The sequence below is a fragment of the Burkholderia sp. MS389 genome (assembly GCF_016899425.1).
Lineage (GTDB): Bacteria > Pseudomonadota > Gammaproteobacteria > Burkholderiales > Burkholderiaceae > Burkholderia > Burkholderia sola.
This window is the reverse complement of sequence record NZ_CP045994.1, coordinates 1,045,002-1,069,406: the sequence shown is the minus strand read 5'-3', so window position 1 is coordinate 1,069,406 and position 24,405 is coordinate 1,045,002. Positions and strand designations below refer to the sequence as shown.

Below are 24,405 nucleotides of genomic sequence, written 5' to 3'. Positions count from 1 at the left end.
CGCTAAAATCGCGCGATTGTTTTCCGGACCGACCGACGAGGAATCCCGCCGACATGAACGACTACACGCTTGCCCTCCGCCGCGAACGCCGCCTGCTGATGCTGCTCGGATGGGTGTGCATCGCCCTGCTGGCCGGCGCGCTGTACCTGCAGTACGTGAAGAACGAAGACCCGTGCCCGCTGTGCATCATCCAGCGCTACTTCTTCTGCGCGATCGGGATCTTCGCGTTCCTGGCTGCCGGGATCCGCAACTGGCGCGGCGTCTGGGTGCTCGAACTGCTGATCGCGATCGCCGCGGCCGGCGGTGTCGGCACGGCCGCGCGGCACCTGTCGATCCAGATGAATCCGGGCTTCAGCTGCGGCTTCGACACGCTGCAGCCGATCGTCGACAGCCTGCCGCCCGCGCAGTGGTTCCCTGGCATGTTCAAGGTCGCCGGGCTGTGCGAGACCGTCTACCCGCCGATCCTGGGCATCCTGCTGCCCGGCTGGGCGCTGATCGGCTTCGCCGCGATCCTGATTGCGGTCGTCGCGAGCCTCTGGCGCCATCGCCGCAAGCTCGCGGGTTGACCCACCGGCCGCGGTGCCGGCCCATCGCATGCGCGGCCCGACCGAATGGGCCGCGCGCCGCCGGCGAGTCGTCACCCGGCTGCGACCTGCGCCGGCCTTGCCCGGTCGCCGCGTATAAACACCTATCCCGCCGCCGCCCGGCGTTCCGGGCTGGCGCGCGTCGCGCGATCGCCGCGCCCCCGCCCCGCCCCACATGCGTTTCGGCCCGATGTACATGCATCGGTCCCCCGATTCCGCGCGGCGGGCCTATGATCGACATGATCGCCGCCTGATAGCCCGGATCACCGCCCGGCCATGTTCCCGCCGCGTGGCGGTGCTATCTTCGGGGCTGGATGGCGATCTACGTGCGCGAGGCCAGGCGGTCTCACCGCTGCCTGCGTAACGCGCGCCCGATCCGCAATGTCGACTGGATTCATCATGACAACGCAAACCATCCGCATCCGTCACCCTCATGGCGTCCGCGCGTCCGGCGGCGCCGGTCGCGCACGCCGTCGGTCCGCGGCCGCCGCACGGCATCGGCCGTGCAGCCGGCCAGCCCCGCTCCTGTCCGCCCTCGTTGCCGCCGCGCCCGCCAGAGCGCGCCGCGCGTCGTGCGGCGTCGTCCCGAACGGAGCGTGCTGATGGAAGCCTGGCTCGGCGATCTGCAGCAACTGCTCGCGCACGGCGAAGCGGCCGTGCTCGTGACGGTCGCGCATACCGACGGCTCCGCGCCGCGCGAGGCCGGCACCAAGATGCTCGTCACGCGCGACACGGCCCGCCATACGATCGGCGGCGGTCATCTGGAATGGAAGGCGATCGAGATCGCGCGGCACCTGCTGAAGGACGGCGCGCACGTGCCGCACGCGCGCCGGCTCGAGCGGCTCGCGCTCGGCCCGAGCCTCGGCCAGTGCTGCGGCGGCGCCGTGGTGCTCGCGTTCGAGCGGCTCGACGTCGGCGACCTCGGCTGGATCATGTCGCTCGCGAAGCGCGTCGCGGCCGGCGCCGCGACCGTGCGTAGCGTATCATTCGGCCCCTCGCCGGGCGCGCCGCTGTTGAGCGAGCCCGAATCGGAAGCCGCGCGCGCCGACTGCCTGCTGTGGGAAACCGGCGGCGTATCGCTGATGACCGAAACGATCGCGCCGTATGCGTTCCCCGTCATGCTGTTCGGCGCGGGGCACATCGGCACCGCGCTCGTGAAGGTGCTGGCGACGCTGCCGTGCCACGTGCGCTGGATCGACCGGCCCGACGCGGCGTTCCCGCCGGCCGACGCGCTCGCCGGCATCGGCAATCTCGCGATCGACGCGGCCGCTTCCCCGGCGGACGCGGTCGACGCGGCGCCGCCGCAGTCCTACTTCGTCGTGATGACGCATGACCACGCACTCGATTTCGTGCTGGCCGAGCGCATCCTGCGACGCGGCGACTATGCGTACTTCGGGATGACCGGCTCGCATACGAAACGCACGCAGTTCGATCATCGCCTCGCCGCGATCGGCATCGACCCGGCCCAGGTCGCGCGGATGCGCTGCCCGATCGGCGTCGAAGGCATCATCGACAAGGCGCCCGAAGTGATCGCGATCTCGGTGGCCGCGCAGTTGCTGCAGGCCGTCGAGGCGAATGCGTCCGCACAGGCTTCCCCTACCTACTGACCGACCAAAAACGACGCCATGACCCCGACATTCAAGAACAAGATCGCCCGCGCGCCGAAAGCGGAGCTGCACATTCATATCGAAGGCTCACTCGAGCCCGAACTGATTTTCGCGCTCGCGCAGCGCAACGGCGTGAAGCTCGCGTACGACTCGATCGACGCGCTGCGCGCCGCGTACGCGTTCACCGACCTGCAGTCGTTCCTCGACATCTACTACGCCGGCGCGAGCGTGCTGCTCACCGAGCAGGATTTCTACGACATGACGGCCGCGTACTGCGAGCGCGCGCTCGCCGACAACGTCGTCCACACCGAACTGTTCTTCGACCCGCAGACGCACACCGAGCGCGGCGTGCCGATCGAGACGGTCGTCGCGGGCATCGAGCGCGCGCTCGCCGATGCCGAGCCCCGCGGGCTGTCGAGCAAATTGATCCTGTGCTTCCTGCGCCATCTGTCCGAAGAGGACGCGCTCGCGACGTTCGAATCCGCGTTGCCGCTGTTCGAGCGCTATCGCCATCGGCTGATCGGCGTGGGCCTCGATTCGTCCGAGCTCGGCCATCCGCCGACGAAGTTCGCCCGGGTGTTCGAGAAGGCACGCGCGCTCGGGCTGAAGCTCGTCGCGCACGCGGGCGAGGAAGGCCCGCCCGCCTACATCTACGAAGCGCTCGACGTGTTGAAGGTCGACCGGATCGACCACGGCGTGCGCAGCATCGAGGATGCGGCGCTCGTCGAGCGGCTCGCGAAAACGCGCACGGCGCTCACCGTGTGCCCGCTGTCGAACCTGAAGCTGTGCGTGTTCGACGACATGGCGAAGCACACGCTGAAGGCGCTGCTCGACCGCGGCGTGGCGGTGACGATCAACTCCGACGATCCGGCCTATTTCGGCGGCTACGTCAACGAAAACTACTTCGCGACGGCCGAAGGGCTGCAACTCACGGATGCCGAAGTCCATGCGGTGATCCGCAACGGCTTCGAGGCGTCGTTCATCGAACCGGCGCAGCGCGACGCACTGTACGCGCGCCTCGACGCGTACTGGCAGGCCGCGTGACGGCCCGCATCGAGGCACGCTAGACAGATGAAACACGGCAACGGCATCCGCTTCGCGATTCCCTGTTCGGCCTTGCGCCGGGCTGGTGGCGTGCGTGCAAGCCGGGCGACGGCGCGGTGCATCGCCGCCCGGCCGCACCGGCCGTCGCGGCTTGCCGTGCCGGTCGCCGTCGTACCGGATGCGGGCGTAACGGATGTGCGCGCAACGGCCGCGAGGTGCGCCCGCAACCACTCGCGGGCGGCTTCGGCCGCCACGTTCGCCCGCGCCATCGCGTGCGGCCGTGCCGCACATCACGGGCGGCCGCCGCTCGCGAAGCACCGTGCCGCCCCGTGCGGCGCCGATCGTTTTCTTCTGTTCGCCTTACCTTGATGCAGGACCCTTCGTCATGACGCAAACCGCTTTCCGTTCCCAACTGCTGACCTTCAACGGCGACCCCGCGCAATCGAGCCAGGCCGCGAACTACGAGACCGACGGACTCCTGATCGTCGACGACGGCAAGGTCGTCACGGCCGGCCCGTATGCGTCGCTCGCCGCGACGCTCGCGCGCGATGCAGTGGTCCACGATCTGCGCGACAAGCTGATCGTGCCCGGCTTCATCGACACGCACATCCACTATCCGCAGACGGACATGATCGCGTCGCCGGCGCCCGGCCTGCTGCCGTGGCTGGACAAGTACACGTTCCCGACCGAGCGCCAGTTCGGCGACCCCGAGCATGCGCGCGAAGTCGCCGACTTCTTCGTCGACGAACTGCTCGCGTGCGGCACGACGAGCGCGCTCGTCTACTGCACGGTGCACAAGCAATCGGCCGATGCGCTGTTCGCGGCGAGCGACGCGCGCGACCTGCGGATGATCGCGGGCAAGGTGCTGATGGACCGCAACTGCCCCGAATTCCTGCGCGACACCGCGCAGTCGGGCTATGACGACAGCGCCGAGCTGATCGGCCGCTGGCACGGCAACGGCCGCCAGATGTACGCGCTCACGCCGCGCTTCGCGCCGACGTCGACCGAGGCGCAGCTCGAGGCATGCGGCGAACTCGCGCGCCGCCATCCGGACGTGTTCGTGCAAAGCCACGTCGCGGAAAACGTCGACGAGGTGAAATGGGTGGCGGAGCTGTTCCCGGGCCACCGCAGCTATCTCGACATCTACGACCGCTACGGGCTGCTGCGGCCGCGCGCGGTGTACGGCCACTGCATTCATCTCGACGACGAGGATCGCCGCCGGATGGCCGAGACGCGCACCGTCGTCGCGCACTGCCCGACGTCGAACTTCTTCCTCGGCAGCGGGCTGTTCGATTTCGACAAGGCCGGCGAATACGACGTGCCGGTCACGCTCGCGACCGACGTCGGCGGCGGCACGTCGTTCTCGATGCTGCAGACGATGAATGAGGCGCACAAGGTCGCGCGGCTGTCGGGCCATCACCTGACCGCCACGCGGATGTTCTGGCTCGCGACGGCCGGCGCCGCGCAGGCGCTCGACCTCGCCGACACGGTCGGCACGCTCAAGCCGCGCACCGAGGCCGACTTCGTCGTGCTCGATCCGCGGGCGACGCCGCTGCTCGCGCGCCGCACGCAGCGCGCGGATTCGCTCGAGGAACTGCTGTTCGCGTTCGCGCTGCTCGGCGACGACCGCGCGGTGTACCGTACCTATGCGGCCGGCGCACTCGTGCACCAACGCGGCGCCGCGCGCCCCCCGGCCGCCGCGTAACGCGCCGCGAGGCCCCGTTCCGGCATGCGCGGCAGCTTCGCCGTCGCGCATGCGCCGGACATCGAAGCCGCTCCAGCGCGCCGCACGGCGGCCCCGGCCGCTTTCCCGCGCGCGATGCACCGTGCTAGAATTCGCCGCTCATTGGGGAGTAGCCGCTCCGCTCGATGTCCCGCGCTCCCGGCGCGCATCGTGACGGAGGCGTCCGTCAACAGACTTGGCCGTTCGGCCATGGCGGACGCAGCCACGTTGGCCTGGCGAGACCGATGGTTCATTGCGCGCCGCATCAGGGCCCGGCGCGCGGTGGATCGTCGCTCGCACGCACAACAACGGCCCGTGGAACCCCATTCGTGTCTCAAGCCTTCCTGATCTCCACCGGCGCCGTCGCCCTCGCTGAAATCGGCGACAAGACCCAACTGCTTTCCCTCGTTCTGGCCGCGCGCTATCGCAAGCCGGTGCCGATCATTCTCGGCGTGCTCGTCGCGACGCTCGTCAACCACGGTTTTGCCGGCGCGCTCGGCGAATGGCTGGGCGTGCTCGTCACGCCGTCGATCATGCGCTGGGCGCTCGCGTTCTCGTTCATCGCGATGGGGCTGTGGATTCTCGTGCCGGACAAGCTCGACGAGAACGAAGCCAATACGACGCGCTCGCGGCTCGGCGTGTTCGGCACGACGCTCGTCGCGTTCTTCCTCGCGGAGATGGGCGACAAGACGCAAATCGCGACCGTCGCGCTGGCCGCCCGCTTCCAGGATTACATCGGCGTCGTGGCCGGCACGACGTTCGGGATGATGCTCGCGAACGTGCCGGCGATCTTGCTCGGCGACCGCTTCGCACACCGTCTGCCGACGAAGCTCGTGCACGGGATCGCGGCCGTGCTGTTCGTCGTGCTCGGCGCGCTGGCGCTGCTGGGTGTCGGAGTCTGACGGAAAGGAAACTGACGGCGCGGCCGGGCGGCCGCGCCAGGGTGGAATGCCGCGTTACTTCGCGACGGCCGCGCCCGACGCGGGCGCCGCCGGCACCGCGCGCTCGTTGGCGGCCGGCGCCGCCGGCCCGCCGCGCTTGTCGACCGGCAGCCGGACCGTGCGGACCGCCCCGTTCGACAACGGGAAATCGGCGAGCGCGCTGCGCGCGAGGAACGGCATCGCGTACAGCAGCGTACCGTTGTCGCCGGTCGTGCGCGCGGACACGTTGTAGACCTCCTTGCCCGTCGCGCGCTCGGTGATGCGGATGCCGAGCATGTAGTCGAACATCTGGTACGTCTGCGCGACATAGCCGGCCGGCATCGGCCCCCAGGGACCCCACGGTCCCCAGGGACTCCACGGCCCGCCTCGCCAGTACGGCCCCGGCCCCATGAACCACGGATCATAGTAGACCGGTTGCGGCACCGTCACGAGATCGCTGCCGACCGAATAGGTCAGCCCGACCAGATAGCGGGCCTGCGACTGCGGCACCTGCCGGAACGCATACGCGGACAGCTCGTTCGCGACGATCGGCTCGTAGGTCGACTGCTCGATGCTGTTCTTCTGCGCGTCCGTACGCGTGAACGCATAGGTGCGGGTCGCGTCGCTGCCGCTCCAGTCGGAAAAGGCCGTGACCCGGGTGGTCACGTAGCTGGTGCAGCCCGTCAGCAGCGCGACGCACAGCGCCGCCGCCCAGCCCGCACCGCGAAAAATCCATTCGCGTTTCATGTTGATCCTCGTCGATCCGTCACCCGTTCGTCGCACCGCGCGAAGCACAACGGGATGCCGATAATACGCGGACTCCCGGAAGCGGTAAAAAGTTCGCCCGGCACACCGCCGCAAGCCTTTGTACAATGGCCCGGTTCGCCTGGCCCGCGCGACGGGCCCGTCCCCCACTCCACCCGATCTCGACGACCATGTCCGACAACGCCTCCTCCACCGTGATCCGCCGCGCCGACTACACGCCGCCGGCCTTCCTCATCGACTCCGTCGCACTCGAATTCGATCTCGCGCCGGCCCGCACGATCGTCAGGAACACGATGCGCGTGCGCCGCAATCCGGATGCCGCGCCCACCCCGCACCTGGAGCTGATGGGCGAGGCGCTCGACTTCCTCGGCGCGCGGCTGGATGGCGCGCCGCACGGCGCGGTGCGCGCGCACGAACACGGCCTGACGGTCGAGAACGTGCCCGACGCGTTCGAGCTGACGCTCGAAAGCGCGTGCGCGCCCGACCAGAATACGACGCTGTCGGGCCTCTACGTGTCGAGCGGCAACTTCTTCACGCAGTGCGAGGCCGAGGGCTTTCGCCGCATCACCTACTTCCTCGACCGCCCCGACGTAATGGCGTCGTACACGGTCACGCTGCGCGCCGACAAGGCCGCGTACCCGGTGCTGCTGTCGAACGGCAACCTCGTCGATTCGGGCGACCTGCCCGACGGCCGCCACTTCGCGAAGTGGGAAGACCCGTTCCGCAAGCCGAGCTACCTGTTCGCGCTGGTCGCGGGCAAGCTCGTCGCGATCGAGGAAACGATCACGACCGGCTCCGGCAAGGAAAAGCTGCTGCAGGTATGGGTCGAACCGGCCGATCTCGACAAGACGCGTCACGCGATGGATTCGCTGATCCATTCGATCCGCTGGGACGAAAAACGCTTCGGCCTCGAGCTCGATCTCGACCGCTTCATGATCGTCGCGGTCGGCGACTTCAATATGGGCGCGATGGAGAACAAGGGACTCAACATCTTCAACACGAAGTACGTGCTGGCGAACCCCGAGACCGCGACCGACACCGATTTCGCGAACATCGAGTCGGTGGTCGGCCACGAGTACTTCCACAACTGGACCGGCAACCGCGTGACCTGCCGCGACTGGTTCCAGCTGAGCCTGAAGGAAGGGCTGACGGTATTCCGCGACCAGGAATTCTCGGCCGACATGGCCGCAGGCGACGACGTCGAATCGGCGGCCCGCGCGGTCAAGCGCATCGAGGACGTGCGCGTGCTGCGCCAGTTGCAGTTCGCCGAGGACGCCGGCCCGATGGCGCACCCGGTACGCCCGGAAAGCTACGTCGAGATCAACAACTTCTACACGATGACCGTCTACGAGAAAGGCTCGGAAGTCGTGCGGATGTACCAGACGCTGTTCGGCCGCGACGGCTTCCGCAAGGGGATGGACCTCTACTTCAAGCGCCACGACGGCCACGCGGTGACCTGCGACGACTTCCGTCACGCGATGGCCGACGCTAACGGGCGCGACCTCGCGCAGTTCGAGCGCTGGTACAGCCAGGCCGGTACGCCGCGCGTGTCGGTGCGCACCGCGTACGACGCAGCCGCGCGCCGCTATACGGTCACCCTCGCGCAAGGCTACGGCGACGCGTCGCCGGCCGCGCGCGAAACGCAGCAAGGGCCGCTGCTGATCCCGTTCGCGATCGGCCTGATCGGCCGCGACGGCCGCGACCTGCCGCTGCGTCTGGACGGCGAAGCCGCCGCATCGGGCACGACGCGCGTGCTCGAGTTCACCGACACCGAGCAGACCTTCACGTTCGTCGACGTGCCGGAAGCGCCGCTGCCGTCGCTGCTGCGCAACTTCTCGTCGCCGGTGATCGTCGAGTACGACTACAGCGACGACGATCTCGCGTTCCTGCTCGCGCACGACAGCGATCCGTTCAACCGCTGGGAAGCCGGCCAGCGCCTCGCGACGCGCGCGCTGCTGACGCTCGCCGCCCGTGCCGCCGCCGACGCGCCGCTCGCGCTCGGCGAGAACTTCGTCGCCGCGTTCCGCCGCGTGCTGACCGACGAAAGCCTGTCGCCGGCGTTCCGCGAACTCGCGCTGACGCTGCCGTCGGAAACCTACCTCGCCGATCAGATGGCCGAGGCCGACCCGGCCGCCGTGCATCGCGCGCGCCAGTTCGTGCGCCGCCAGCTCGCGACCGCGCTGCGCGCCGAGTGGCTCGCCGCGTACGAGCAGCACCAGACGCCCGGCGCCTACGAGCCGACGCCGGAAGCGTCGGGCCGCCGCGCGCTGAAGAACCTCGCGCTCGCGTATCTCGCCGAACTCGACGATCCGGCCGATGCCGTACGCATCGCCACGGCCCAGTACGACGCGGCGAACAACATGACCGATCGCGCGGCGGCGCTCGGCGCGCTGCTGTCCGCGGCCGCCGCAGGCGCGAACGGGCCGGCCGAGCATGCGCTCGACGACTTCTACCGTCGCTTCGAGAAGGAAGCGCTCGTGATCGACAAGTGGTTCGCGATGCAGGCTGCGCAACGCGGTACGCCCGCGCAGCCGACGCTCGCGAAGGTGCGCAAGCTGCTCGCGCACCCCGCGTTCAACCTGAAGAACCCGAACCGCGCGCGCTCGCTGATCTTCAGCTTCTGCGCGGCGAACCCCGCGCAATTCCACGCGGCAGACGGTTCGGGCTACGCGTTCTGGGCCGAACAGGTGCTCGCGCTCGACGCGATCAACCCGCAGGTCGCGGCGCGCCTCGCGCGCTCACTCGAACTGTGGCGCCGCTTCACGCCGGCGCTGCGCGACCGGATGCGCGAAGCGCTCGAACAGGTCGCCGCCGGCGCGAAATCGCGCGACGTGCGCGAGATCGTCGAGAAGGCGCTCGCGTAAGTCGCGCGATCGTCCCGTCGCGTCCGCGCGATCGAGCCGGCGCCGCCTCACGCGGCGCCGGCTTTTTTATTGCACGCGCGCGGCCGAAACCGCGCGCACGGGGTCGGACCGCTCGGCCTGTCTCCGCGGTGATGCATGCCCCGCCCCGTCATCGCCGCCCGATACCGGGCCGATTCGGCGCCCCGCCCATGTAACCGGACGAAAAAAGCCGGCGGCAGCGGAGGCGCGACGGGTAAAATTGCGGCCATTCAAGGATTCTTTGGCCTTTCGGAGTCTGTCATGTCCATTGCCCGCCGCACCACGCTGTCGAAGTTCCTGATCGAACAGCAACGTGAGACCAACAACCTCCCCGCCGACCTGCGCCTGTTGATCGAAGTCGTCGCTCGCGCGTGCAAGGCGATCAGCTACAACGTGTCGAAGGGCGCGCTCGGCGAAGCGCTCGGCACCGCCGGCAGCGAGAACGTCCAGGGCGAAGTGCAGAAGAAGCTCGACATCCTGTCGAACGAAATCCTGCTCGACGCGAACGAATGGGGCGGCAACCTCGCCGCGATGGCGTCGGAAGAAATGGAGACGTTCTTCCCGATCCCGGCGAACTACCCGCGCGGCGAATACCTGCTCGTATTCGATCCGCTCGACGGCTCGTCGAACATCGACGTGAACGTGTCGATCGGCACGATCTTCTCGGTGCTGCGCTGCCCGGACGGCAAGCAGGCGACCGAGGAATCGTTCCTGCAGCCCGGCACCGAGCAGGTCGCGGCCGGCTATGCGGTGTACGGCCCGCAGACGGTGTTCGTGCTGACGACCGGCAACGGCGTGAACTGCTTCACGCTCGACCGCGAAGTCGGCTCGTGGGTGCTCACGCAGAGCAACATGCAGATCCCGGCCGACACGCGCGAATACGCGATCAACGCATCGAACGCACGCCACTGGTACGACCCGGTCAAGCGCTACGTCGATGAGCTGAACGCCGGCAAGGACGGCCCGCGCGGCGACAACTTCAACATGCGCTGGATCGCGTCGATGGTCGCCGACGTGCACCGGATCCTGAACCGCGGCGGCATCTTCATGTACCCGGCCGACAAGCGCACGCCCGATCGTCCGGGCAAGCTGCGCCTGATGTACGAAGCGAACCCGATGTCGTTCATCGTCGAACAGGCAGGCGGCGCCGCGACGACCGGCACGCAGCGGATCATGGAAGTGCAGCCGACCGGCCTGCACCAGCGCGTGCCCGTGTTCCTCGGTTCGAAGAACGAAGTCGAGCGCGTGACCGGCTATCACGACGAAGCAAAATAATTGCACTGCAGCACTGGACGGAGGTGCGAGACCTCAGTACAATCGCGCCTTCGCGATGTGGCCCCGACGGGTCGCGTCGCGGTGAAGTGAAAGCGGAAAGTCCGCCGGATCGAGGGTTTCGCGAAGCAGCCGCAGCAAGCTGAAAAAAATTTCGCAAAACCTATTGCCAAGATCGCGGATTTCACCATATAATTTCATTTCTCTGCTGCCGGTGTAGCTCAGTTGGTAGAGCAGCGCATTCGTAATGCGAAGGTCGTAGGTTCGACTCCTATCTCCGGCACCAAGACATAAAGGTCTGACAAGCATCGCTTGTCAGACCTTTTCTCTTTTCCGGCGTCGAAATCCTGAAGTCGTTCGCCGGCGCGCACGACCGATCACGCCGTGTACGATCTTCGCGTACGGATTCGGCAATCGCCCGCGCAAGCTGTCCGGCGCCAATCATCGCGGCGGCGGTTATCTGCGCAACATCCGCTCGACATTTCCACGCACTCAACGGCCGCCGGCCGATCGTATCGACCATCCCTTGCCGTGCGTAGCCGCACGGCCTGCGGCGGCCATGACGACGACGACCGACTTGCCCGACCTCGACAGCCCACGCAACGGCACCGCCTTTGTCGTGCGTCCCGACCGGCACGTGCCCAGCCGCCGGCACGACGCGCGCGCCGACGACATGGATGCCACGCTCGATCTCCCGCTCCATCCACACGCATCGTCCGAAGCCAATCCATCAGGATACCGAATGAGGGTGGACGTCGGATACGTCACGCGCTACCCCAATCGGTGCCATACGATGCCCCGCATCAGCGACGCGATGCGCCGCGCTTCCCGCCGGTTCGTACGGCTGTCGATCGACGCGATTCGCGATGCCGTGACCATCTGAACGCCTGATCGCCGATGCAGTAGACGGCCTGCCCCGAGGCCACGTTGCCAGCGACAACGCTTGAGCGATGACGTGCCCGGCGGACGACTTCAGCGATAGCCAATCCTTACAGACTCATTTCGCCATGCGTCCAGCGCGCACGGAACATGCGCTGAGCAGACGAATCCCCTGGAAAATCTGCTTAAGGGTGCATAACATTACTTAACGATCCTGACCCGTCTATCGCGTTACATTGCGTGGGCGGCGCGACGGCCGCATGTCGCTACCCACCAGCTTGCGGCGTGCAACGGCCGGTGCCCGGTCATTTCGACTCAACCCAAGGAGAGGACCACCATGACTCATGGCTTGATTATGTGGCTCATCATCGGCGCGATCGCCGGCTGGCTCGCCGGCTTGCTCGTGAAGGGCGGCGGCTTCGGGCTGATCGTCGACATCATCGTCGGGATCGTCGGCGCGGTGATCGGCGGCTGGCTTGCCGGGCTGCTCGGCATCAGCATCGGCAGCGGCTTCATCGGCTCGGTGATCGTCGCGGTCATCGGCGCGGTGATCCTGTTGTTCGTGATCCGGCTGTTCAGACGCGCGGCCTGACGTTTCTCTCCACGCGCCTTCGGGCGCGTTTTAGCATCGGGCCGGCGCGCGGCTCGTTCGCCGCGCGCGGCCGATCCCGTCAACCCTTCGCGTGCCGCAACCCGCCGTCGAGCACGTCGGCCGTCAGCAATCCACTGCGCGCTTCACGCACTCCATCTCGCCCGATCCGCACGGCCCGTGCCGTTCGGCACGCCGGACGCCTCGTGCCCGCCGGCCGCCGACGGCGCCGCAAGCCACCGCGCGTAGCCTGCCGCGTGCGATTTCACAGCGACCATTTCAGTTCTCCATAGAAAGTACGCCCCGGATACGGGTGGAACACGTAATAGCGGCGGTCCGTCAGGTTGTCGATGCCGGCCGACGCGGTCCAGTGACGATCGAAGCGGTAGCGCGCCTTCAGATCGACGACCGTGAACGAACTCGTGCCGCCGTAGACGTCCGGATTCACGTCGCTGTTGTCGAGCGTGTTGAACTGGCGGCCCGAGTAGCGCACGCCGACGCTCGCGAGCCAGTGCTCGTCGAAGCGATATGACGCGAGCAGGTTCGCGCGCATGCGCGCAATGCGCGGGAAACGCGAACCGACATAGGCCGGATTCGCGGCATCGGCGAGGATCTGCGCGTTGCTCGCCGATACGTTCGCGTCGACGTTGAGCCCGCGCAGCCCGACGTTTTCGCCGCTGAACGCCAGTTCGACGCCGCGCACCCGCACGCGATCGACGTTCGAGATGTTGGTGACGGTGGTCGCGCCCGACACCGTCGTCTGGCTGTAGATCGAATCGCGCAGGTCGCTCTGGAACACGCTCGCGCGCATGACACCGACGCCCACGTCGCGTTCGGCCGTGAAGTCCCAGTCGATCGCCTTTTCCGGGCGCAGGTTCGCGTTGTTGTTGACGATCGCGTTGTTCGAGATCGTGCCCTGGAACAGTTCGCCGACCGTCGGGAACCGCGTGCCGGTCGCGAACGACAGCCGGAAGCGCCAGACCTGCGTCGCATCCCACTGCAGCGCGACTTTCGGCGACAGCGCATTCGCGCCGCGGTCCGCGTAGCCGAGCGTGCCGTTCGCATTGCCGAGCGCGCCGCCGTACGCGTCCCAGCGCTCGTAGCGCAGCCCGAGCGTCGCAAGCCAGCCCGGCGCGAAGCGCCACGCATCCTGCCCGAACAGCGCCTGCGTGCGCGTGTCGCCGCGATAGACGCTCGCGAGCGAAGTGGTCGGCCCGGCCAGCCAGTCGGCCGTGTTGTACGTGACGTTGCGCAGGAAGTAGTTGTCGTAGTGATAGCCGAACGTGAACGTATGGCCCTTCACTGCCGGCGCCTCGGCCTTCAGGTCGAGCGTGCGCCAGCCGGTGCCGTCGCCCTGGAACAGCGTGCCCGCCCCGCCCTGCACGGTCGAGGCCGCGCGCAGCACGTCGCGCGACACGTCGTACGCGGACACCACGCCCGACAGCCGCCAGCCGGATTCGAGCCGGCCGTTCAGTCCGAGCGCATACAGCCAGTTCTCCTGGTCGCCGCGCTGCGGCGCGAATGCGCTCGGCGCGACCGTCATGTTCTGGCCGCCGATCGACACGTTGCCGCCGTAGACCGGAGCGCCGGCCGCCGGATTGCCCGTCGCATCGCGCAGGAAGGTCTCGCCGTGCTGCCGGTAATGGTTCTCCCAATGCCCGAGCGTCAGCGTCGCATCGACACGATCCGTGAACGCATAGCCGATCCGGACCGTCTCGTTGAGCTGCTCGGTCCGCTCGATCGTCTGTGCGCCGACGATCGTCCGCGGCTTGCCGTTGGGTCCGATGTCGGTCGCTGCGCCCGTCACGGGAACGGCGGCGCCCAGTTTCGGGTTGTAGGCCGAATTGGGGCTCGCGTACTGCATCGGCTGGCCGTCGTTCTCCAGCCGGTCGAGCGACAGCGCGAGCCAGAACCGGCCGACGCGGTTCGCGATCCGCGCGGTCTGGTGATTGCCGCCGAAGCTGTCCGCGAACCCGTAGCCGTCGCGGTAGCGCTGCGTGAAGAACTGCGTCGACAGCGACGCCTCGAGCTGTTCGGGGCGCCGCGTGGTGAGCAGCACGGTCGAGCCGATCGAATTGCCCGGATACAGTGCGGAAAAGGGGCCATAGAGCACGTCGACGCGCGCGATGTCGTCGGGCGGAATCAGCGACCAGCGCGGCGGGTACGCATAACTCGACCCGAGCAGGTTCGACAGCAGCACGCCGTCGGCATAGACGAGCCCGCGCGCGCTCTGTAGTTCGTTGAAGTCGCGGCCCGCGAATACGCTGTTGCGGTCGCCGATGTAGCGCTTGCGGACCATCAGGTTCGGCGCGTACTTCAGCGCGTCCTCCGTGGTGACGTTGGTGTGCGCATCGATCTGCTCGCGCGTGATCGACGCGACGACGGCCGGCGTATCCGGGTCGACCGGTTGCCGCTGCGCAGTCACGCTGACGGCGGTCAACGTATCGCCGACCGCCACGGCCGCTGCAGCGACACCGACGGCCGCCGGCGCCGCGGCGGCGGCGGGACGATCGATGCCACCGCCATGGGCCGCGTCGGCGCGGGCATCGTCGGTCGAAGCCGCGTGGGCGGCCGGCCATGCGAAAGCGGCCGCGCATGCGAGCGCGAGCCGGCCGCGCGACGACCGCGCGGCAAGGGTAGACGACATGAGTGGTTTCCTGAAAACGTGATCGGACGCCGCCGGGTACGGGGCGCGAGCCGCGCACGCACGCACGGCGCGACGCGCGGGCCGAGGCCGCAGGCGGCTCACGCGCCACCGGGGCGCGCGAAGGACATCAATCAGACCGGAACGTTTTCAGGCGGGGCGCGCGGCTGCGCAAGACGGATGCCCCTGCGGGGCACATCGGGAACGATCGGGGCGACCATCCGATACGCGAACGTGCGTACGAAGCCCGGCATCGCAGGCAGGCTCGTGCCCAGCGCGACGTTCGCGGCGAAGCCGGGACAGTACACGCAATGCGGGACGCCGGCGTGGTCGAACGACGACCTGTCGCGGTCGTCGCCCGCTTGCGCGAGCACGACCCGACGCGCGCCCGCTGCACTGCACAACTCGAGCGTGAGCGCGCCGGAACCGCTCGACGCAACACGCGCGTAGCCGACGACGGGCGACAGTACGTTCAGTACCAGCGCCAGCCATACGAGGCCGATCCATCGCGTCGTTCGTCTCATCGCGGTCCAGGAAAAAGTGCGCGCAAGTATAGCAAGCGGCCCGATTGTCGCCGTCGCGCGGCGCGCGATAGCGGGCATCACACTTCGCGCCGGAGCGCATGTGCCGTTAATACAACAGAGACAAAATCTAACGATTCGCCGCTGGCACAAATCCGAGCGCGAGGTTGATAATCATTGAACCTGCTGGAGAAACGATCATGGACGAAAGACCGACTCGCATGCCACCGCCCGAGCAAGTGATGAGCCCGGATCCGGAACCCGTCGGCGTGGAATTCCTCGCCGAATTGCCCGAGCACGTTCGGGCATTCTTCGACGAGCAGCACAAGCTGTACTCGCCGAAGTGAACGCCGGTCCGGTTCTGTAACCGCCACGTGTCGACCCTCGCTATCGTGCGGTTCATCCTAGCGCTTCGCGCGCAATTCGCTTCGCACCCGGGCTGCAACAGCCTGACGGTGCCGGGTCAGCTCGCCTGCTGATTCTCCTGTCGCGACGCTACGCCGCGCGACTGTCTTCGTCTATCCTTCTGGTTTTCCACGTCCGGCCCGCCCGGCTCTCCTGATCGTTCCGATGAAGCAAGCCATTCGTGCCAGCGTCGCTGTCGCCGCACTCGGCGTCGCCCTCCTTTCGTCGCCTGCCGTCCGCGCAGACGGCGACGACACCGCCCTCACCAACGTCGTTGCGCTCGCGTCGCAGCGCCTCGCGCTCGCCGAACCGGTCGCGCGATGGAAATGGGCGAATCACAAGGCCATCGAAGACCAGCCGCGCGAAGCGGCCCTGCTCACTGCCGTCGAAAAGCGCGCGACCGAGGCCGGCGTCGATCCCGCCTTCGCCCGCACATTCTTCGAGGATCAGATCACCGCAAGCAAGGACGTGCAGAACGCACTGTTCGCGACCTGGCGCGCGACGCGGCCGCCGGAAGGCACGCCGCCCGATCTCGCGACCAGCACGCGGCCGGCACTCGATCGGCTGACGCAGAAAATGCTCGCCGGTCTCGCACAGGTCGCCCCGCTGCGCGACGCGCCCGATTGCCAGGCGCGGCTCGCGCGCAGCATCGCGAACTGGAAGACGCTCACGCGCTACGATTCCACGCAGACGCGGGCACTCGATACCGCGCTGTCGCATGTCTGCTCCGCCGGCGGGGCCAGCGCGATCGGCTGACGCGGCGGGCACGGATCGCCCGGCGGCGCTCAGTCCGCGGCGGTCAGCGCCGCGAGCGGAATCACCTGCAGGCCGCGCGCGAGATGCGTCTGCAGCAGGCGATGGGTGAAGGGTTCGAACACGCCGCCCGCCGCGTCGGCCGCGAGCCGCGCAGCCGCATCGAGCGAGTCCACCGAACCGAGATAGCACCAGCCATCGATCACATGAAACAGGCGGCGCTCGCCGTCCGCCTCGAAGGCGACCGCGCCTTCGAACGGCCAGGGCGCACTGCCCGCGCGGACGGCGTCGGCCGTGGGGCGCCGATTGTACGACGGGCGCAACCGGGCGATCCATTGCGCTTCGGCCAACATCGCCCCCAGCTCGTTGCCGGTCTCGCGCCATTCGACGCGCCGCACCTGCTGCGCGAGCCGCATTTCCTTCGACGAGCGGCGCTCGCCGGTCAGCAGCGCGCGCAGCCGCTGCCGCACGCGCACGCTACGACCCACATACAGCGCTTCGTCACGCTCCCCGAACAGCGCATACGCGCCGCACCCTGCCGGCGCGGTATCCAGCCAGGCCTCGGTCAGATCGCCGCCCAGACGGAAGTGGCGCGTCGTGCGCGCGATCTGGTCGCGCAGCCGCTCGAGCGGCACGATGTCGTGCAACTGGCGCCAGAACTGCCAGATCAGGTCGGCATCGGCCAGCGCCCGGTGACGCGCGGCCGGAACGAGCCCATGCCGTTCGATCAACGCATCGAGCCCGTGCCGCGATTCGCGCGGAAACAACGCGCGCGACAGCCGCACCGTACAGAGCACGTCGGGATTGAACGCCAGGCCGGCGCGCTCGAATTCGGCGCGCAGGAAGCCGCGGTCGAAGCTCGCGTTGTGCGCGACGAACAGCTTCCCGTCGAGCCGCTCGAACAGCGCCGGCGCGAGCGATGCGAACGTCGGCGCATCGCGCACCATCGCGTCCGAGATGCCCGTCAGTTGCTGGATGAACGGCGGAATCGCCTGCCCCGGATTGACGAGGCTCGTCCACGTCGACACGCCGAGCGGTCCGATTTCGACCACGCCGATTTCGGTAATGCGGTGGTCGGCGGACGAGCCGCCGGTGGTTTCAAGGTCGACGAAGACGAGCGGCTGCTCGCTGGCGGGATCGGACGGAACGGAATCGGACATGAAAAGACAGGGAAACGATGCTTCCGTGAGTATGCACCGGCATGCGTACTCGGGCCAGCCCGGACCGGCTCGCTCCGTCCCCCCGAAAACAAAAAGCCCCCGCGATGCGGGGGCCGGACGTGATCGGCAATGCGTGGCGCGTCAGACCGCCTGGATATTCGCTGCCTGCTTGCCTTTCGGTCCGACTTTGACCTCGAACGAAACACGCTGGTTTTCTTTCAACGTCTTGAAGCCGTCCATCCGGATTTCGGAAAAGTGCGCAAACAAATCTTCACCGCCATTGTCCGACGTAATAAAGCCAAAACCTTTAGCATCGTTAAACCATTTCACGATACCGGTATCCATGTCTTCTTTCCCCACTCGATAAGATCAAAAAAGCTATTTTTATAGCCGTTTCCCGAAATCCCGAAACATTGCGCCAGCACCCACACCAGCACGCCGCCCGAGGACGGAGTGCTCACTTTATAAATTGGACAATCCGGGTGCGTCAAGAAAATTTTTAGCCACTGCTTTCTTGAAAAGACGCTAATACCACTGGAATCGGTACACCGTCACCGATGATTAATTGATTCGCATCAAAAACCTGTCAACATTACCGGGATCGGATCGCTAATAATCGCCGGAAGCGAAATTTCTACCGGGGACAAATCGACCCGGTAAAATCCTCGGGTTTTTTCGGGTTGCAGAAATCGGGCGACGTTGCGATCCTGAATCAATGCTGAAAGGAAGGAGAGGGTCATGTGGCTGGACGGAATCAAGCGCTTCGCGAGCCGGCTCGGACGCGTACGTCGCAAGTCCCGCGCCCTGGCCGAGTCCGCGCGCGAAGCGCCGTGCGATACCGAGTTCGATATGACATGGCACGGCGATCACTGGCAGAACCTGCTCGCATCGCCTCTGGATGCCCGTCACTACGTGATGGAAGACTGGACCAACACGCCGCCGCCGATCGAAGCAGAGGATGCCGCGCCTGCGGGCAAGCGCCAGCGCAAGCGCCGCTCGTACACGTCGTAGCGCGCTGAGCGGCCGGGCAAAAAAAAGCGCGACTGGGAAGTCGCGCCGACAAAGGTTTGGAGATCTTTTCCGTCAACGAAAAAGTCTGCTTCGGAAAGCAGAGATCGCAGTATAGCGAGAGAACCACCTTTCATTATCCATGCTCCACACAAACCTCTATTGCCGATGTGTCAATAATCGGGCTATAGCCGCTCCCGCCGGCCGCTGACCGTCCGTCGCAAACGCGCAACGCCCTCTACGCAGTCCTGATCGTTATTTCCATTTGCTGCGCCGCAGCGAACCCTTGCGTGGCAATCGGTTGCGCGACTTTCCCGATTTTTGCGGATTTCAAAACACACTGTTTCTTAAAGCGTGAACCGCCCTCGCTCCGCACACTTCGTACACTGCAAATGGATTTCTGATACGCGCACCGCCGTTCTGCGGCGCCGGCGACAGCATCAAACGAAGCACGGCCGTCCGCCCCAGGTTCGATCGACATCATCGTGTTTGGAGACAGATCCATGAACAAGACCCTGATCGTCGCCGCGTTGTCGGGTGTATTCGTTAGCGCCGCCCATGCACAAAGCAGCGTGACGCTGTACGGCCTGATCGACGCAGGCATCACTTACACGAACAATCAGGGCGGCCACAGCGCCTGGCAGGAAACGAGCGGTTCGATCAACGGCAGCCGCTGGGGCTTGCGCGGCACCGAAGATCTCGGCGACGGCCTGAAAGCCATCTTCACGCTGGAAAACGGTTTCGGCATCAACAACGGCGCGCTGAAGCAGAACGGTCGCGAATTCGGCCGGCAAGCGTTCGTCGGGCTTGCGCACAACACCTACGGTTCGCTGACGCTGGGCCGGCAGTACGACAGCGTCGTCGACTATCTCGGGCCGCTGTCGCTGACCGGTACCCAGTATGGCGGCACCCAGTTTGCTCACCCGTTCGACAACGACAACCTCAACAACTCGTTCCGGATCAACAACTCGGTCAAGTATCAGAGCGCGAACTACGGCGGCCTCAAGTTCGGTGCGTTGTACGGATTCTCCAACTCGTCGGCGTTCGCGAACAACCGCGCGTACAGCGGCGGCGTGTCGTACAGCTACCTCGGCTTCAACCTTGCCGCGGCCTACTTGCAGTTGAACAGCGACGTGAACGCGCTCGCGCAGGCCGCGTCCGATCCGGGCGCGGTCACCGGCGACTGGACCTTCGCGTCGCGCGTGCAGCGCACCTGGGGCGCCGGCCTCAATTACGGGTTCGGCCCCGCCACGGTCGGCTTCGTGTTCACCCAGACGCGCCTGACCGGCCTTCGCGCGATCAGCGCCGGCCAATCGGGCGTGGCGGGCGGCATCACGGGCCTCGGCGATACCGGGCGCTTCAGCAACTATGAGGTCAACGGCCGCTACGCGCTGACGCCGGCCCTGTCGTTCGCCGGCTCCTACACGTACACCCAGGGCCGCCTGTCCGGCGACAAGCCGACCTGGCACCAGTTCAACCTGCAAGCCGACTACGCGCTATCGAAGCGCACCGACGTGTACCTGCAGGGCGAGTTCCAGAAGGTCAACACCGACGGACTGGACCTCGGCGCCAACATCAACGGCTTGGGCGCCGCGTCGTCGACCAACAAGCAGATCGCGGTCACGGCCGGCCTGCGTCACCGCTTCTGAGCGACCGGCCCGTTCGCCATACGCCGAAAGACGAAGCGCCCCATCGGGGCGCTATTTCCTGGTCGCGGCGCGCGGGCCGCCAGTCAGGCGTCGCCCCGCGCCGGATACCGGACGTCGAGTATGTCGATCGGCTGCGGGCCGGCCGGCGTCATCAGCGTGACGGTGTCGCCGATCTTCGCCTTGATCAGCGCACGCGCGACCGGCGAGATCCAGCTGACGCAGCCGCGGTCGAGATCGACCTCGTCGATCCCGACGATCGTCACCGTGTGATCCTCGCCGTCCGGCGTCTCGTAATCGACCGTCGCGCCGAAGAACACCTGGTCGACGTTCTCCTGCCGGCTCGCGTCGACGACTTCCGCAAGGTCGAGCCGCTTCGTCAGGAAGCGGATGCGGCGATCGATCTCGCGAAGCCGCCGCTTGCCGTAGATATAGTCGCCGTTTTCCGACCGGTCGCCGTTCGAGGCCGCCCACGACACGAGCCGCACGACCTCGGGACGTTCGACGTCGATCAGGTTCAGCAACTCGTCCCTCAGCCGCTTGTGGCCGGCCGGCGTGATGTAGTTCTTCGCGCCCGCCGGAATCGCGGGTTGAGCCTGGTCGAGATCGTCGTCGTCACCGTCCGACTCTTTGACAAACGCCTTGTTCATGATGCAGATTCAACGTGGATGACTGATCCCTCAAGGGTACACGATGGGCGGCCGGCCAAGGCCATGGCACCAAATTCGCGAATAAGGCTTCCCTTTTTATACGACTCTGCTATACTTCCGCTTCTGCGTGCGGCTGTAGCTCAGTTGGATAGAGTACTTGGCTACGAACCAAGGGGTCGTGGGTTCGAATCCTGCCAGCCGCGCCACTTTTTCGAGGGCCTTCCGAACCGAAGGCCCTTTCAGTTCGAAGCAGTAGAAGTTTGTTGTTGCGTGCGGCTGTAGCTCAGTTGGATAGAGTACTTGGCTACGAACCAAGGGGTCGTGGGTTCGAATCCTGCCAGCCGCGCCACTTTTTTGGGGGCCTTCCCATCGCAGAAGGTTCCGACAGTTGAAGCAGTACCGTTTTGCGTGCGGCTGTAGCTCAGTTGGATAGAGTACTTGGCTACGAACCAAGGGGTCGTGGGTTCGAATCCTGCCAGCCGCGCCACCTTAAAAGGGCTTTCCTCCGGGAAAGCCCTTTTTCTTTTTGCGCCCGCCTCCCTCGTTCGCACCCTCACCCCGCACGCGCTCGGCAAAGCGCCGGCATCATCGCACGCGCTTTCGACAGCCCCAATGAAAACGGCGGCCATAAGCCGCCGTCCGTCGATCATCGAATCCGCCCGCGCCCACCGCCGCGCGCGTCAACGTCAGTAATCCTGCCGCTCGCGCTCGATACGCATGCCGCCGTCATGGCGTGCATGCGCGCCGTCGTCGGTCGAACGCTCGCGCATGATCCGCATCACGTCCGGATTGGTTCTCACGCGCCGCATCACGTTCGCGAGATGCACGCGGTCGCTGACCTGGATCACGAAGCGCAGCACCGTCGACTCGTGCGTCAGATCCTCGTCCATCGCGATATGAACGATGTTCGCGTCGGCCGACGTGATGTCCGCCGCGACGCGCGCGAAGATGCCCTTCGTGTTCTTCACGAGCGCCTTCACCGCGACATCGAACAGGCGGCCCGGCTGCGGCGCCCATTCGACGTCGATCCAGCGGCCCGGATCGCGGCGATGGATGCGCTGCGCGACACGGCAATCCGTCGTATGAATCGCCATGCCCAGACCGATGCCGATGTAACCCATGATCGCATCGCCCGGGATCGGGCGGCAGCATGCTGACAACTGCACGGACATCCCTTCGGTGCCGGTAATCACGACCGGCGGCGCATGATGCGCGGGATGCCGCTCGGACTTCGGCAGATCGTCGTCCGCGTCGCGGCCGCTCATCAACACTTCGATGCGCTTGGCCATCACCGCGGCGACGCGACGACCGAGGCCGATATCCGCGAAAATTTCCTGACGACTCTTGTTGCCCGTCCACTGCACGAGCTTCTCCCACACCTCCGGCTCGACGTCGGCCAGCGCGAGACCGTAGCCCTTCAGGCTCTGGTCGACGAGCCGCTCGCCCAGTTGCACGGACTCGTTCAGGCGCATCGTCTTCAGGTAGTGGCGGATCGCCGAGCGCGCCTTGCCGGTACGCACGAAGCCGAGCCACGCGGGGTTCGGCTTCGAATACGGCGCGGTGATCACCTCGACGATGTCGCCGCTTTTCAGCTCGGTGCGCAGCGGCAGCAGCTCGTTGTTGATCTTCACGGCCACGCACTGGTTGCCGAGATCGCTGTGGATCGAATACGCGAAATCGAGCGCCGTCGCGCCGCGCGGCAGCGCCATGATCTTCGACTTCGGCGTGAACACGTAGACCGCATCCGGGAACAGGTCGATTTTCACGTGCTCGAGGAATTCGCTCGAATCGCCCGCTTCGCTCTGGATGTCGAGCAGCGACTTCAGCCACTGGTGCGCGCGCTTCTGCACGTCGCTGAGATCGGCGCTGCCGTTCTTGTACAGCCAGTGCGCGGCGACCCCTGCCTCGGCGATCTCGTGCATCTTGCGCGTGCGTACCTGGAACTCGATCGGCGCGCCGAACGGGCCGACGAGCGTCGTGTGCAGCGACTGATAGCCGTTGATCTTCGGGATCGCGATGTAATCCTTGAACTTGCCGGGTACGGGCTTGTACAGTGCGTGCAGCGCGCCGATGCACGTGTAGCAGTCGAGCGGGCCGTCGACGACGACCCGAAAGCCGTACACGTCGAGCACCTGCGAGAACGACAGTTGCTTGTCGCGCATCTTGCGGTAGACGCTGTAGATGGTCTTCTCGCGGCCGGTGATCTCGGCGTCGATCTTCGCGTCGGCCATCGCGCGCTGCGCGGCCTCGAGGATCTTGCTGATCACTTCGCGGCGGTTGCCGCGCGCGGCCTTCACGGCCTTCTCGAGCGTCGCGTAGCGATGCGGGTTGAAGTTCGCGAAGCTCATGTCCTGCAGCTCGCGATACGTGTTGTTCAACCCGAGCCGGTGCGCGATCGGCGCGTAGATGTCGAGCGTTTCGCGCGCGACGCGGCGGCGCTTTTCCATCGGCACCGCGCCGAGCGTGCGCATGTTGTGCAGGCGGTCGGCGAGCTTGACGAGAATCACGCGCACGTCGCGCGCCATCGCGAGCAGCATCTTGCGGAAGTTTTCCGCCTGCGCTTCCTCGCGGCTGCGGAATTCCATCTTGTCGAGCTTCGACAGGCCGTCGACCAGTTCGGCGACCTTCGGGCCGAACCGCTCGGCCAGCTCGTTCTTGGTCACGCCCTGGTCTTCCATCACGTCGTGCAGCAACGCGGCCATCACGGCCTGTGCGTCGAGCTTCCAGCCGGCGCAGATTTCCGCGACGGCGACGGGATGGGTGATGTAGGGTTCGCCGCTCTGGCGATATTGACCGAGGTGGGCTTCGTCGCTGAAGTGGAACGCCGCCTTGACCTCTTTGATTTCGTCCGGAGCGAGATACTCGGCAAGCGCGGCCGTCAGTTTCGCGATCGAAACGACGCCGTGCTTGCGCGGTTGCTCCGGCGTGGCGGTCGGCCCGAACAAATGCCGGAAGGACTGTTCGAGGACCGCGTCGATGTACTGGCGCGCAGGCGACTGGGCCGTGGCTTCGGTGGTCGAATCCGCGGAGGCGGACGATGGGGTGGTGCTCATATTCGCCTCCAGGTCGAGTCGTTGCGCGCGTGGACTACATGGCTGGAACGGGCCGGATGCGCGTTACACCGGCACCTTCTTCAGCATCTCGACGCCGACCTGGCCGGCGGCGATTTCGCGCAGCGCGACGACGGTCGGCTTGTCGCGGCTTTCGATCTTCGGCGTATGGCCTTGCGCGAGCTGCCGCGCGCGATAGGTGGCGGCGAGCGCCAGTTCGAAGCGATTCGGGATTTGCTTCAGGCAGTCTTCGACGGTAATGCGAGCCATGTTGGTAATTCCTTCTGAATATAGTCCTTATTC

Annotated in this window: 23 protein-coding genes, 4 tRNA genes, 1 pseudogene and 1 riboswitch; of the genes and pseudogenes, 18 read left to right on the top strand and 10 right to left on the bottom strand. The window is 66.5% G+C overall.

Annotated elements, in window-relative coordinates; all coding sequences use genetic code 11:
• Positions 1-53 precede the first annotated feature (53 nt).
• The 6 genes from GJG85_RS05025 to GJG85_RS05000 all read left to right on the top strand — a co-directional run bounded on the left by GJG85_RS05025 (position 54) and on the right by GJG85_RS05000 (position 5,860).
• On the top strand, positions 54-566 hold the full coding sequence (locus GJG85_RS05025) for a disulfide bond formation protein B (protein WP_050011565.1): 513 nt from the start codon (positions 54-56) through the stop codon (positions 564-566).
• Between the two features lie 620 nt (positions 567-1,186).
• The gene (gene xdhC / locus GJG85_RS05020; protein WP_050011566.1) at positions 1,187-2,191 is read left to right on the top strand and encodes a xanthine dehydrogenase accessory protein XdhC; all 1,005 of its coding nucleotides are present in this window, start codon (positions 1,187-1,189) and stop codon (positions 2,189-2,191) included.
• Between the two features lie 18 nt (positions 2,192-2,209).
• Positions 2,210-3,235: an adenosine deaminase gene (locus tag GJG85_RS05015; protein WP_089488252.1), complete on the top strand. Its 1,026-nt coding sequence runs from the start codon at positions 2,210-2,212 to the stop codon at positions 3,233-3,235.
• A gap of 27 nt (positions 3,236-3,262) precedes the next feature.
• Positions 3,263-3,604 carry a hypothetical protein gene (locus GJG85_RS05010; RefSeq protein WP_239468930.1) on the top strand — a complete coding sequence of 114 codons (342 nt, stop codon included), beginning with the start codon at positions 3,263-3,265 and terminating at the stop codon, positions 3,602-3,604.
• A 16-nt stretch (positions 3,605-3,620) separates the two neighbouring features.
• The gene (gene guaD, locus GJG85_RS05005; RefSeq protein WP_050011569.1) at positions 3,621-4,940 is read left to right on the top strand and encodes a guanine deaminase; all 1,320 of its coding nucleotides are present in this window, start codon (positions 3,621-3,623) and stop codon (positions 4,938-4,940) included.
• Positions 4,941-5,071: 131 nt separating this feature from the next.
• Positions 5,072-5,209, top strand: a riboswitch (yybP-ykoY riboswitch).
• Positions 5,210-5,287: 78 nt separating this feature from the next.
• Entirely contained in the window at positions 5,288-5,860 is a 573-nt protein-coding gene (locus tag GJG85_RS05000; protein WP_089488251.1) for a TMEM165/GDT1 family protein, read from the top strand.
• Between the two features lie 54 nt (positions 5,861-5,914).
• On the opposite strand, the gene GJG85_RS04995 is transcribed toward GJG85_RS05000, so the two are convergent.
• Entirely contained in the window at positions 5,915-6,625 is a 711-nt protein-coding gene (locus GJG85_RS04995) for a DUF4136 domain-containing protein (RefSeq protein WP_089488250.1), read from the bottom strand.
• 188 nt (positions 6,626-6,813) lie between these two features.
• Between GJG85_RS04995 and pepN the strand changes: the two genes are divergently transcribed.
• The 5 genes from pepN (at position 6,814) to GJG85_RS04970 (ending at position 12,268) form a co-directional block, all read left to right on the top strand.
• Positions 6,814-9,507: an aminopeptidase N gene (pepN, locus tag GJG85_RS04990; protein WP_124637798.1), complete on the top strand. Its 2,694-nt coding sequence runs from the start codon at positions 6,814-6,816 to the stop codon at positions 9,505-9,507.
• 279 nt (positions 9,508-9,786) lie between these two features.
• Positions 9,787-10,800: a class 1 fructose-bisphosphatase gene (locus GJG85_RS04985; protein WP_050011574.1), complete on the top strand. Its 1,014-nt coding sequence runs from the start codon at positions 9,787-9,789 to the stop codon at positions 10,798-10,800.
• Positions 10,801-11,007: 207 nt separating this feature from the next.
• Positions 11,008-11,083 (top strand) — tRNA-Thr (locus GJG85_RS04980).
• A gap of 273 nt (positions 11,084-11,356) precedes the next feature.
• The gene (locus tag GJG85_RS04975; protein ID WP_176016842.1) at positions 11,357-11,680 is read left to right on the top strand and encodes a hypothetical protein; all 324 of its coding nucleotides are present in this window, start codon (positions 11,357-11,359) and stop codon (positions 11,678-11,680) included.
• Positions 11,681-12,013: 333 nt separating this feature from the next.
• Entirely contained in the window at positions 12,014-12,268 is a 255-nt protein-coding gene (locus tag GJG85_RS04970) for a GlsB/YeaQ/YmgE family stress response membrane protein (RefSeq protein ID WP_006476609.1), read from the top strand.
• A gap of 79 nt (positions 12,269-12,347) precedes the next feature.
• On the opposite strand, the pseudogene GJG85_RS34940 reads toward GJG85_RS04970, so the two are convergent.
• The 3 genes and pseudogenes from GJG85_RS34940 to GJG85_RS04960 form a co-directional block, all read right to left on the bottom strand.
• A pseudogene (locus GJG85_RS34940) lies at positions 12,348-12,446 on the bottom strand (TlpA family protein disulfide reductase); the annotation flags it as partial.
• Positions 12,447-12,530: 84 nt separating this feature from the next.
• On the bottom strand, positions 12,531-14,912 hold the full coding sequence (locus GJG85_RS04965; RefSeq protein WP_050011575.1) for a TonB-dependent receptor: 2,382 nt from the start codon (positions 14,910-14,912) through the stop codon (positions 12,531-12,533).
• Between the two features lie 131 nt (positions 14,913-15,043).
• Complete coding sequence (locus GJG85_RS04960; protein ID WP_050011576.1) at positions 15,044-15,433, bottom strand: DUF2946 domain-containing protein; 390 nt, start codon at positions 15,431-15,433, stop codon at positions 15,044-15,046.
• 239 nt (positions 15,434-15,672) lie between these two features.
• On the opposite strand from GJG85_RS04960, the gene GJG85_RS04955 reads away from it, so the two are divergent.
• The gene (locus GJG85_RS04955) at positions 15,673-15,777 is read left to right on the top strand and encodes a chorismate mutase (protein ID WP_162484450.1); all 105 of its coding nucleotides are present in this window, start codon (positions 15,673-15,675) and stop codon (positions 15,775-15,777) included.
• A gap of 223 nt (positions 15,778-16,000) precedes the next feature.
• Positions 16,001-16,591, top strand: a complete 591-nt coding sequence (locus GJG85_RS04950; RefSeq protein WP_050011577.1) for a chorismate mutase — start codon at positions 16,001-16,003, stop codon at positions 16,589-16,591.
• Positions 16,592-16,620: 29 nt separating this feature from the next.
• Here the strand turns inward: GJG85_RS04950 and GJG85_RS04945 are convergent, their stop codons facing one another.
• The 3 genes from GJG85_RS04945 to GJG85_RS04935 form a co-directional block, all read right to left on the bottom strand.
• On the bottom strand, positions 16,621-17,748 hold the full coding sequence (locus GJG85_RS04945) for an exonuclease domain-containing protein (protein WP_204383717.1): 1,128 nt from the start codon (positions 17,746-17,748) through the stop codon (positions 16,621-16,623).
• 141 nt (positions 17,749-17,889) lie between these two features.
• Positions 17,890-18,093, bottom strand: coding sequence for a cold-shock protein (locus GJG85_RS04940; RefSeq protein ID WP_027783827.1), 204 nt, complete (start codon positions 18,091-18,093; stop codon positions 17,890-17,892).
• Positions 18,094-18,323: 230 nt separating this feature from the next.
• Entirely contained in the window at positions 18,324-18,488 is a 165-nt protein-coding gene (locus GJG85_RS04935) for a hypothetical protein (RefSeq protein ID WP_160300489.1), read from the bottom strand.
• Here GJG85_RS04935 and GJG85_RS04930 point away from each other — a divergent pair.
• Positions 18,487-18,759 carry a hypothetical protein gene (locus tag GJG85_RS04930; protein WP_050011579.1) on the top strand — a complete coding sequence of 91 codons (273 nt, stop codon included), beginning with the start codon at positions 18,487-18,489 and terminating at the stop codon, positions 18,757-18,759. The genes GJG85_RS04935 and GJG85_RS04930 overlap by 2 nt on opposite strands.
• Positions 18,760-19,259: 500 nt before the next feature.
• A complete protein-coding gene (locus tag GJG85_RS04925) occupies positions 19,260-20,405 on the top strand; it encodes a porin (RefSeq protein ID WP_089488248.1) in 1,146 nt (381 codons plus the stop codon).
• A gap of 83 nt (positions 20,406-20,488) precedes the next feature.
• On the opposite strand, the gene greB is transcribed toward GJG85_RS04925, so the two are convergent.
• Positions 20,489-21,052 (bottom strand): transcription elongation factor GreB, encoded by a 564-nt coding sequence (gene greB / locus GJG85_RS04920; RefSeq protein WP_006476618.1) that lies wholly within the window; start codon positions 21,050-21,052, stop codon positions 20,489-20,491.
• Positions 21,053-21,181: 129 nt separating this feature from the next.
• Between greB and GJG85_RS04915 the strand changes: the two genes are divergently transcribed.
• The 3 genes from GJG85_RS04915 (at position 21,182) to GJG85_RS04905 (ending at position 21,539) form a co-directional block, all read left to right on the top strand.
• A tRNA-Arg gene (locus GJG85_RS04915) sits at positions 21,182-21,258 on the top strand.
• A 66-nt stretch (positions 21,259-21,324) separates the two neighbouring features.
• Positions 21,325-21,401: transfer RNA gene (locus tag GJG85_RS04910), tRNA-Arg, on the top strand.
• Between the two features lie 61 nt (positions 21,402-21,462).
• Positions 21,463-21,539: transfer RNA gene (locus tag GJG85_RS04905), tRNA-Arg, on the top strand.
• 199 nt (positions 21,540-21,738) lie between these two features.
• Here the strand turns inward: GJG85_RS04905 and GJG85_RS04900 are convergent.
• Both GJG85_RS04900 and rpoZ read right to left on the bottom strand, forming a co-directional pair.
• Positions 21,739-24,105, bottom strand: coding sequence for a bifunctional (p)ppGpp synthetase/guanosine-3',5'-bis(diphosphate) 3'-pyrophosphohydrolase (locus tag GJG85_RS04900; protein ID WP_050011581.1), 2,367 nt, complete (start codon positions 24,103-24,105; stop codon positions 21,739-21,741).
• A 63-nt stretch (positions 24,106-24,168) separates the two neighbouring features.
• Positions 24,169-24,372 carry a DNA-directed RNA polymerase subunit omega gene (gene rpoZ / locus GJG85_RS04895; RefSeq protein WP_006025620.1) on the bottom strand — a complete coding sequence of 68 codons (204 nt, stop codon included), beginning with the start codon at positions 24,370-24,372 and terminating at the stop codon, positions 24,169-24,171.
• Between the last annotated feature and the right edge of the window lie 33 nt (positions 24,373-24,405).